Origin of the sequence: Zoogloea sp. (genome assembly GCF_041904905.1) — a bacterium.
Taxonomy (GTDB): Bacteria; Pseudomonadota; Gammaproteobacteria; order Burkholderiales; family Rhodocyclaceae; genus Zoogloea.
The window spans coordinates 47,437-55,753 of the sequence record NZ_JAYRMI010000019.1; the positions used below are offsets into that span (position 1 = coordinate 47,437).

The 8,317-nt window shown below is 71.1% G+C and carries 6 protein-coding genes; all 6 read right to left on the minus strand.

The window, feature by feature from the left end:
• Positions 1-75 precede the first annotated feature (75 nt).
• Positions 76-2,763: an aminopeptidase N gene (gene pepN / locus ACE3N6_RS07685; RefSeq protein ID WP_374244598.1), complete on the minus strand. Its 2,688-nt coding sequence runs from the start codon at positions 2,761-2,763 to the stop codon at positions 76-78.
• 168 nt (positions 2,764-2,931) lie between these two features.
• Complete coding sequence (locus ACE3N6_RS07690) at positions 2,932-4,182, minus strand: HD domain-containing phosphohydrolase (RefSeq protein ID WP_374244599.1); 1,251 nt, start codon at positions 4,180-4,182, stop codon at positions 2,932-2,934.
• Between the two features lie 84 nt (positions 4,183-4,266).
• Positions 4,267-4,707: a potassium channel family protein gene (locus tag ACE3N6_RS07695; protein WP_374244600.1), complete on the minus strand. Its 441-nt coding sequence runs from the start codon at positions 4,705-4,707 to the stop codon at positions 4,267-4,269.
• Positions 4,708-4,722: 15 nt separating this feature from the next.
• Positions 4,723-5,793: an acyltransferase family protein gene (locus tag ACE3N6_RS07700; RefSeq protein ID WP_374244601.1), complete on the minus strand. Its 1,071-nt coding sequence runs from the start codon at positions 5,791-5,793 to the stop codon at positions 4,723-4,725.
• A gap of 38 nt (positions 5,794-5,831) precedes the next feature.
• The gene (locus ACE3N6_RS07705) at positions 5,832-6,539 is read right to left on the minus strand and encodes an SGNH/GDSL hydrolase family protein (protein WP_374244602.1); all 708 of its coding nucleotides are present in this window, start codon (positions 6,537-6,539) and stop codon (positions 5,832-5,834) included.
• Between the two features lie 15 nt (positions 6,540-6,554).
• Positions 6,555-7,985: an aldehyde dehydrogenase family protein gene (locus ACE3N6_RS07710; RefSeq protein WP_374244603.1), complete on the minus strand. Its 1,431-nt coding sequence runs from the start codon at positions 7,983-7,985 to the stop codon at positions 6,555-6,557.
• Positions 7,986-8,317: the final 332 nt, after the last annotated feature.

Genomic DNA, 8,317 nt, shown 5'->3' on the forward strand with positions numbered 1-8,317 from the left:
CATGGGCCGCGGATCGATGACGAAGACCTATTTCGGGCACCCGCCGCCCCAGCCGGGCCGGCGGGCGGGAGGCCGTCAGCCCAGGGCCTTGCCGACGATCTCGGCCACGTCGGGGGAGAGCCCCTCGGCGGCGGCCACCTGGGCCAGCGCGCCGCGGATGCGGGCCTGGATCTCCGGCGTAAACTTGCGCCAGCCCTCCAGCGCCCGGGCCATGCGCGAGGCGACCTGGGGGTTGTTGCGATCGAGCGCCACCACCTGCTCGGCCCAGAAGGCGTAGCCGGCGCCGTCGGGCCGGTGGAACTCGGCGGCGTTGCTCTTGAAGAAGCCGCCCAGCAGGGAATACACCTTGTTGGGGTTGGAGAGGCTGAAGGCCGGGTTGTCCATCAGGGCGCGCACCGCGTCGACGGTGGCCGGCGCGGCGTCGGACCAGCGCCAGGCGGTGGCCTGGAGCAGGAACCACTTGTCGAGCACCAGCGCGTCGTCCCGGTAGCGGTCGTGGAAGGCGGCCAGGGCCTCGGTGCGCCGGGGGGCGTCGCTCTGCACCAGCGCGGCCAGGGCGCCGTAGCGCTCGGTCATGTTGCCGGCGTGCTCGAACTGCTTGGCGGCCAGGTCGATGGCGGTGGGGCCGCCCCAGGCGGTGAGGTAGCGCAGGCACAGGTTGCGCAGGCTGCGCTTGCCGGCGTCGGCCGGGTGGTAGCGATACTCGCCGTCCACCTCCAGGTCGAGATAGCGGCCCAGGAGATCGGCCTGCATGGCCTGACCGATCTCGCGCATCAGGTGGATCAGCGCAGCGCGGAGCGGGGCCGGGTCGGCCGGCTGCATGCGCTCGAGCAGATAGGCCTCGGACGGCAGGGCCAGGGTTTCGGCGACGAAGGCCGGGTCGAGGCTTTCATTGACCAGCAGCGCCCGGAAGGCGTGGCCGAAGGCCTGGGGCACTTCCAGCTTGCGGCCGGCAGCGGCATCGGCGGCGAGGCCCAGCACGACGCGCTCCATGAAGCGCTGGGCGGCGTCCCAGCGGTTGAAGGGGTCGGCGTCGCAGGCCATGCGGAAGGCGAGGCGTTCGTCGTCTTCGTCGATCTCGAGGATCACCGGCGCGGAGTAGCCGCGAAGCACCGACGGCACCGGCTCGGCGGCGAGGCCGGTGAAGCGCCAGCTGCGGCTGGCTTCCTTGAGGTTGAGCACGCGGGTGGTGTCGCCGGGGTTGGCTTCGCCTTCGAGCTGGAGGGGCAGGTCGGCGCCATCGGCCCCGATCAGGCCCACCGCCACCGGGATGTGCAGGGGCAGCTTTTCCGGCTGGCCCGGGGTGGGCGGGGTGGATTGGCTGAGGGTGAGGGTGTAGGTGCCGGTGGCGGCGTCCCACGCGCCTTCGGCCTTCACGCGCGGGGTGCCGGCCTGGCTGTACCAGCGCATGAAGAGGTCGAGATCGGCCCCGTTGGCCTCGGCCATGCAGCCCACGAAGTCGTCGCAGGTGACGGCCTGGCCGTCGTGGTACGAGAAGTAGAGATCCATGCCGTTGCGGAAGCCCTCGCGCCCGAGCAGGGTGAGGAGCATCCGGATCACCTCGGCGCCCTTCTGGTACACCGTGGCGGTGTAGAAGTTGTTGATCTCCTGGTAGCTGTCCGGGCGGATCGGGTGGGCCATGGGGCCGGCGTCTTCGGGGAACTGCCCGCTGCGCAGGCCGCGTACGTTGGCGATGCGGGTGACGGCCCGGGCGGATGCCGCCGCGGCCGGCGAATCGGAGGCCCGCGCCATCATGTCGGCGGTGAATTGCTGGTCGCGGAAGACGGTGAGGCCTTCCTTGAGGGTGAGCTGGAACCAGTCGCGGCAGGTGACGCGGTTGCCCGTCCAGTTGTGGAAGTATTCGTGGGCGACGACGCTCTCGACGTTTTCAAAATCCAGATCGGTGCCGGTCTCCGGGTTGGCCAGCACGTACTTGGTGTTGAAGATGTTGAGGCCCTTGTTCTCCATGGCGCCCATGTTGAAATCGGACACGGCGACGATCATGAAGCGGTCAAGATCCAGCTCGAGCCCGAACACCTCCTCGTCCCAGCGCATCGAGTGCACCAGCGAATCCATGGCGTGGGCGACGCGGTCGAGATCCCGCGCCTCCACCCACACCTGCAGCAGCACCTCGCGACCGCTCACGGTGGCGACGGTGCGCTCCAGCGCCGACAGCTGGGCGGCCACCAGCGCGAACAGGTAGGAGGGCTTGGGGAAGGGGTCTTCCCAGCGGGCAAAGTGGCGGCCGCCCGGCAGGCTGCCGGTTTCGAGCAGGTTGCCGTTGGAGAGCAGCACCGGGCAGGTGGCGGCGTCGGCCTCCAGGCGCACGGTGTAGCGCGCCATGATGTCGGGGCGATCCGGGAAGTAGGTGATGCGGCGGAAGCCCTCGGCCTCGCACTGGGTGTAGAAGCCGCCGCGGGACTGGTACAGCCCGGACAGGGTGAGGTTGGCCGACGGATCGATGCGGGTGACGATGGTGAGCACCGCCTCGTCGGCGTCCACATCCACCTCCAGGCCGGATTCCGTCTCGCGCACCTGGCCCTCGGCCGGCGGCGCCCCGTCGATGGCGATGGACAGCAGCGTCAGCGCCTCGCCGAACAGCACCACCGGGCCGGCGGCCGCATCCGGGTTACGCACGCACTTGAGCTGGCTGGTGACGACGGTGGCCTGGGGGTCGAGCTTGAAGTCGAGATCGACCGTCTCGATGCCATAGGCCAGAGGCTGGTAAGCCTCGCGGAGAACGGGGGTGCCGGGGGTGGGCATGGGAATCCTTGTCTGTCAGCTTTGGCGAAAACGTGATTCTAGCCGAAGCCGCCTTCCCCGCCCTTCAAGCGCATCGCCCCGCCCAGCTGGCCGCCGGCCGCCGGGCTTACCCGGCATCGGGCAGGCGAATCGCCTCGACGAGGGCGCCCCGCGTCGGGCTGCGCAGCGCTACCCCTCACCCCCCGGCAGATCGGCCAGCGTCGGGCTGGCGGCGTGACGTGCCGCGGGTACGTCGGCCAGCAGGGTGTCGGCCACGCGGGGGTCGATGCGGCCGTCGTCGGCGAGGCGGCGGATGAAGTCGCTCACTTCGGCGTTGCCCAGGCCCTGCCGGTAGGGGCGCACCTGCACCATGGCCTGGAAGATGTCGGCCACCCGCAGGATGGCGGCCTCGAAGGGCATGTCGGCGGCGGTGAGGTGGAAGGGGTAGCCGCTGCCGTCGGGCTCCTCGTGGTGATAGGCGGCCCAGCGGGTGATCTCCTCGAAGCCGCGGATGCCGTGGAGGATCTGGTAGGTCTCGTAGCTGTGGGTGTTGATGATCTTGCGCTCGGCGGCGTCGAGGCGGCCGGGTTTGTCGAGGATCTCGTCGGGGATGCGCAGCTTGCCCAGGTCGTGGAGCATGCCGGCGATCTCCAGCTTGTCGCAGGTGTCCGGCGGCACGCCCAGCCGCTCGGCCAGATGGCGGGACAGGCGGGCCACGCCCAGCGAATGCTCGGCGGTGAAGGGGCTCTTGGCGTCCACGATGCGGGCGAAGATGGCGGCGAGGTGCTTGAGTTCGTCGGTGCCGGCAGGATAGTCGCGCGCTTCGGCGAGGGATTCGACCATCCGGGCCTGGATCGAGCGGGGCTCGAGCCGGAGCCAGAAGGCTTCGGCGTGGGAGGCGTCGAGGAACAGCGCCACCAGCTCGGGCGAGAAATAGGTGCCGGCGTGCTCGGCGATGCGGGCGCGGATCTCGTCGGTAAACAGCAGCAGGGTGTTGTCGGCGTAGTGGCTGGCCGCCAGGGCGTCCACCCGGTCCACCAGGTAGATGAGGTTGGCGACACGCAGGGTGTCGGGGGCCACGCTGTCGGCGGGGCGGCTGTCCCAGCGGGTGTGGTGGTAGCGCACCGGCTCGGCCATCGCCTCGAGGGGGGCGAAGCCCTTGAGCAGCGCGTGCCCCACCTCGCAGTGCACCTGCGAGCCGTCCCAGTCGAACTTTTCGACCAGATGGCAGTGGGCCCGGGTGGACGACACGCCGATGTCGTGGAGCATGCCCAGATCGAGCAGGAAGGCGGTTTCGGCTTCCGGCAGGCCGGCCACCCGGCCGCACTCGGCAGCCATGATCCCCACCCGCTTGCCGTGAGCCACGTCATCCACACCCACCAGATCGAGCGCATCGGAGAGCGCATAGACGACCTGACGCAGGTCGGCAAAGAGGGTCATGGAGGCGCCTCGCTTGGCAACGGGATACCGGGTTAACGTCGGATCGGCGGCGGGCTGAAGCGCCCCCGCCCTGCCCCTGCTGGCTCAGTCGCGGCGCCAGCCCCCGCCGTCCCAGAAGCGCTCCATCGCGATGTAGGCGTAGGAGGCCGACCAGCCGATGAGCAGCAACCCGTTGAGCGCCTCGGCCCCGGCGAGCAGGCGCAGGGCACCGCCTGGCACCACGTCGCCGTAGCCCAGGGACGTGAAGGTCTCGGCGGAGAAATACAAGGCCACATCGAACCCGAAGCGTGCCGGATCGCCCAGCGCGCCCAGGCCGCCGAAACGCATCAGGCCGACGATGGCCAGGGCGTAGAGGGCGATCTCCAGGGCGTGGGCGACGAAGGCGGCGATGATGACCACCACCAGCTTGACCCGCGGCCGGATGGGCAGCCCGGGCAGCACGATGGACAGGTTGCGCAGCACCTCGTAGTGCAGCGCGGTGGTGAGCACCAGCAGCAAGAGGCAGACGAGGGCGACGATGACCATGGCGAGAAAGGCGCGTCAGCCCGCCAGCGACGACACCCGGGCCGGCCGGTGGGGCGCGTCCAGGGCCTGACGCAGGCGCTTGCCAAGGGGGCGCTCGACGCCCGCGTGGATCGCCCAGGCCAGCCCGAGCACCGCGGCAACCGTCAGCCCCATCGCCAGCGGCACGCCCAGGGCCCCGCGCAGCTGCTCGAAGAGCATGGCGCCGAAGAACTGGTGGATCACGTACACCGGATAGGTGAGCAGGCCGGCGTAGACGGTCATGGTCGAGGCGCGCATGCAGAAGCGCCCGGTGGCGATCAGCCAGAACACGCCGAACACCGCCGTCACCACCGCCGCCACCGCCGCCGGCTGGAGGGCCACGGCCTCGGGGCCGGTGCCCTGGGCGGCGGCGTCGCCCAGGGCGTACACCTGCGCCAGCGCGAAGGATGCCGCCAGCAGGGCATAGCGCAGGGCCGTGCCGCCCTGGGTGCGGATCAGGTAGAACACGCCGCCGGCCACGAAGAACGGCGCCCACTTGGCGTTGAGCCAGAACTGCAGCGGCCACATGGGCTTGATGGCGTTGACCGCGCTGATCGCCAGCCAGCCCACCAGCAGCCACGACAGGCGATCCATCAGCCCCAGGCGCAGGGCCACCCACACGAAGATGTAGAAGTGCAGCTCGTAGGCCAGCGACCAGTAGGCGCCGTCCACATAGCTGGCGTCGAACCAGTGGGCGAGCATGGTGAGGTTGATGAGGTAATCCCGCAGCGACACCGCGAAGCGCACCTCGCCCAGCAGCCAGGCGGTGGCGGCGGTGAGGGTGGCGCCCACCCACAGGGTGGGGTAGAGCCGCGCCACCCGCGAGGCGACGAAGGCCCGGGGCGTGGCGCCGTGGGCCGACATGAGGATCACGAAGCCGCTGATGACGAAGAACAGATGCACGCCCAGGTAGCCGTAGCGGGCCAGCGCCTCGAAGGCGGGGTAATCCACGCCCTGCATCCACCCCGCCCGCGGCGCGCGGGAGAAGTAGTGGAACAGCAGCACGGCCAGACAGGCGATGCCGCGCAGGAAATCGATTTCGTTGAAGCGGAGGGCGGGCGACTTCATGGGGCGGAGCGGCGGGGCGACAGGGGTTGGGCTGGCATTCAGGGCGGGGTGGCCGCGGCGATCAGCGCGGCCAGCTCGGCATAGCCGGCGGGGTTGAGGTGGATGCCGTCGGCGCTGGCAAAGCGGGCGTCGAGCGCGCCGCCCGCGTCGGCCAGCCTGTCGGTGCCGACGAAACGGCAGTTGGGCCGCGCGGCGCACACCTCGGCCAGCAGGCGGTTGGTCTCGCGGGTGGAGTTTACGGCATTCCCCGCCCCGCGCACGGGCGGAATACCCAGCATGACGAGCGCGACAGGTTGCGGAATGTGTCCGGCGATCTGCCCGACCGCCTCCGCCACCGCCCGGGGCGGCTGCCCCTGGGCCAGATCGTTGCGCCCGGTGAGCAGCACCACCCGCCGCACCCGCCCCCGCGCCGGGTAGTCCACCACCCGCCGGGCCAGATGGGCCGCGGTCTCGCCGCCGATGGCGTAGTTGACCGCCCCCGGCAACAGCGCCGTGGGAAAGCCGTGGAGATGGCTGTCGCCCAGCAGCAGGGTGGCGTCGCCGCCCAGCAGCGGCTCGCCGCGCCGGTACAGGGTGTGCAGGCTGTCTTCGAGCCGGGTCTGGCCCGGCGCGGGGGTGCCCAGCCGCCACGCCACCCGGTCGGCCAGCGCAAAGTAGAAGGCCGGGCGGGCGGCAAGCAGGCCCGCCGCCAGCGCCGCGCCGGCAAGCGCGGCGATGAGCCCGCCCAGGGCTGCCGCCGGCCTCATGCCGGGCAGCGGCGCTCAGTCGGCGCCATGGCCGACGATCGCCTTGGTCTCGAGGTATTCCTCGATGCCCCAGGCGCCCCACTCCCGCCCCAGCCCCGACTGCTTGTAGCCGCCGAAGGGCGCGGCGGTATCCACCGGCGCGCCGTTGAGGTGCACGTTACCGGTGCGCAGACGCCGGGCCACGCGGCGGGCGCGGGCCGGGTCGGCCGACGACACATAGCCCGACAGACCGTAGGGCGTGTCGTTGGCAATGCGCACGGCGTCGTCTTCATCCTTGTAGGCGATGATCGACAGCACCGGGCCGAAGATCTCCTCCCGGGCGATGGTCATCGCGGGCGTCACCCGGCTGAAGATCGTCGGCCGCACGAAGTAGCCCCGGGCGATGCCCGCCGGCCGCCCCGGCCCGCCGGCCAGCAGCGTCGCCCCTTCGGCGATGCCGCTTTCGATCAGCTGCTGCACCCGGGCGAACTGGGCGCCGTTGGCCACCGGGCCCATCGTGGTGGCCTCGTCCCACGGGTCGCCCACCGCCAGTTTGGCGAGCGCCGCGACGGCCAGGGCCTCGACCTCCGCCAGCCGATCCGCCGGCACCAGCAGGCGCGAGGGGGCGTTGCAGTTCTGGCCGCTGTTGAGCATCAGGGTGAGCACGCCCTGCTTCACCGCGCGGGGGAAATCCGCGTCGTCCAGCAGGATGTTGGCCGACTTGCCGCCCAGCTCCAGCGCCACCTTCTTCACCGTGTCGGCGGCGGTCTTCATCACCTGCTTGCCGGCGCGGGTGGAGCCGGTGAAGGACACCATGTCCACGTCCGGATGGGCCGCGAGCGGCGCACCCACGCCTGCGCCGTCGCCCTGCACCAGGTTGAACACCCCCGGCGGCAGGCCCGCGTCGTCGAGGATCTCGGCCAGCACCACGGCCGACAGGGGCGCCAGCTCGCTGGGCTTGAGCACCATGGTGCAGCCCGCCGCCAACGCCGGGGCGATCTTGCAGGCCATCTGGTTGGCCGGCCAGTTCCAGGGGGTGATGAGGGCGCACACGCCGATGGGCTCCCGCGCGATGAGGGTGGAGCCCTGCAGGCGCTCGAACGCCATCTCCTTGAGCGCCGCCGCGGTGGCCCGGAAGTGCCCCAGGCCCGACGCCGCCTGGGCGCCGCTGGCCAGCATCTTGAAGGGCGCACCCATCTCGGCGGCGATGGCCTTCGCCATGTCGTCGAAACGCTTCTTGTAGGCCACGCCGATGCGCGCGACGAGATCCAGCCGCGCCTCGCGGGAGGTGGCCGCAAAGGCCGGGAAGGCCGCCTTCGCCGCGGCCACGGCGCGATCCACGTCGGCCGCCGCGCCCATGGCGATCACGCCCACCGCCGATTCGGTGGCCGGGTCGATGACCTCGCGCCGGGCGGCGGAGGAAGGTTCGACCCACTGGCCGTCGATGTAAAACTGCTGCTGATGCATGCTGTCCCCTGCCGTTGTTTTTCGAGGGGCATAACTTAGCCGGGACGGGCCGGCATGGGAAGGGCGGGGGCGCCGCAGATGTAGATGCAGATGGCGGTCAGGTTCGCGCAGCGTAACCCGACAGGCCCGAACTGCCGGGCTGCGGCAAGGCCGGACACGGGTTGTCGGGTTACGCTGCGCGAACCCGACCTACGCGACTGAGCGACGCGTCACCGCGCTGCTGCGCCAGCCAGTCGCGCGGGGCGCAGCCCATGCGCACGCGGAAGGCGCGCGCCAACGCGTTCGGGCTGCCGTAGCCGACGCGGTCGGCCACCACCGCCACCGGACGCCCC

Excerpts from the sequence above, each read along its gene's own strand:
- ACE3N6_RS07690 (WP_374244599.1), bottom strand. The coding sequence starts at position 4,182 with ATGACCCTCTTTGCCGACCTGCGTCAGGTCGTCTATGCGCTCTCCGAT.
- ACE3N6_RS07695 (WP_374244600.1), bottom strand. The coding sequence starts at position 4,707 with ATGGTCATCGTCGCCCTCGTCTGCCTCTTGCTGCTGGTGCTCACCACC.
- ACE3N6_RS07700 (WP_374244601.1), bottom strand. The coding sequence starts at position 5,793 with ATGAAGTCGCCCGCCCTCCGCTTCAACGAAATCGATTTCCTGCGCGGC.
- pepN (WP_374244598.1), bottom strand. The coding sequence starts at position 2,763 with ATGCCCACCCCCGGCACCCCCGTTCTCCGCGAGGCTTACCAGCCTCTG.
- ACE3N6_RS07710 (WP_374244603.1), bottom strand. The coding sequence starts at position 7,985 with ATGCATCAGCAGCAGTTTTACATCGACGGCCAGTGGGTCGAACCTTCC.
- ACE3N6_RS07705 (WP_374244602.1), bottom strand. The coding sequence starts at position 6,539 with ATGAGGCCGGCGGCAGCCCTGGGCGGGCTCATCGCCGCGCTTGCCGGC.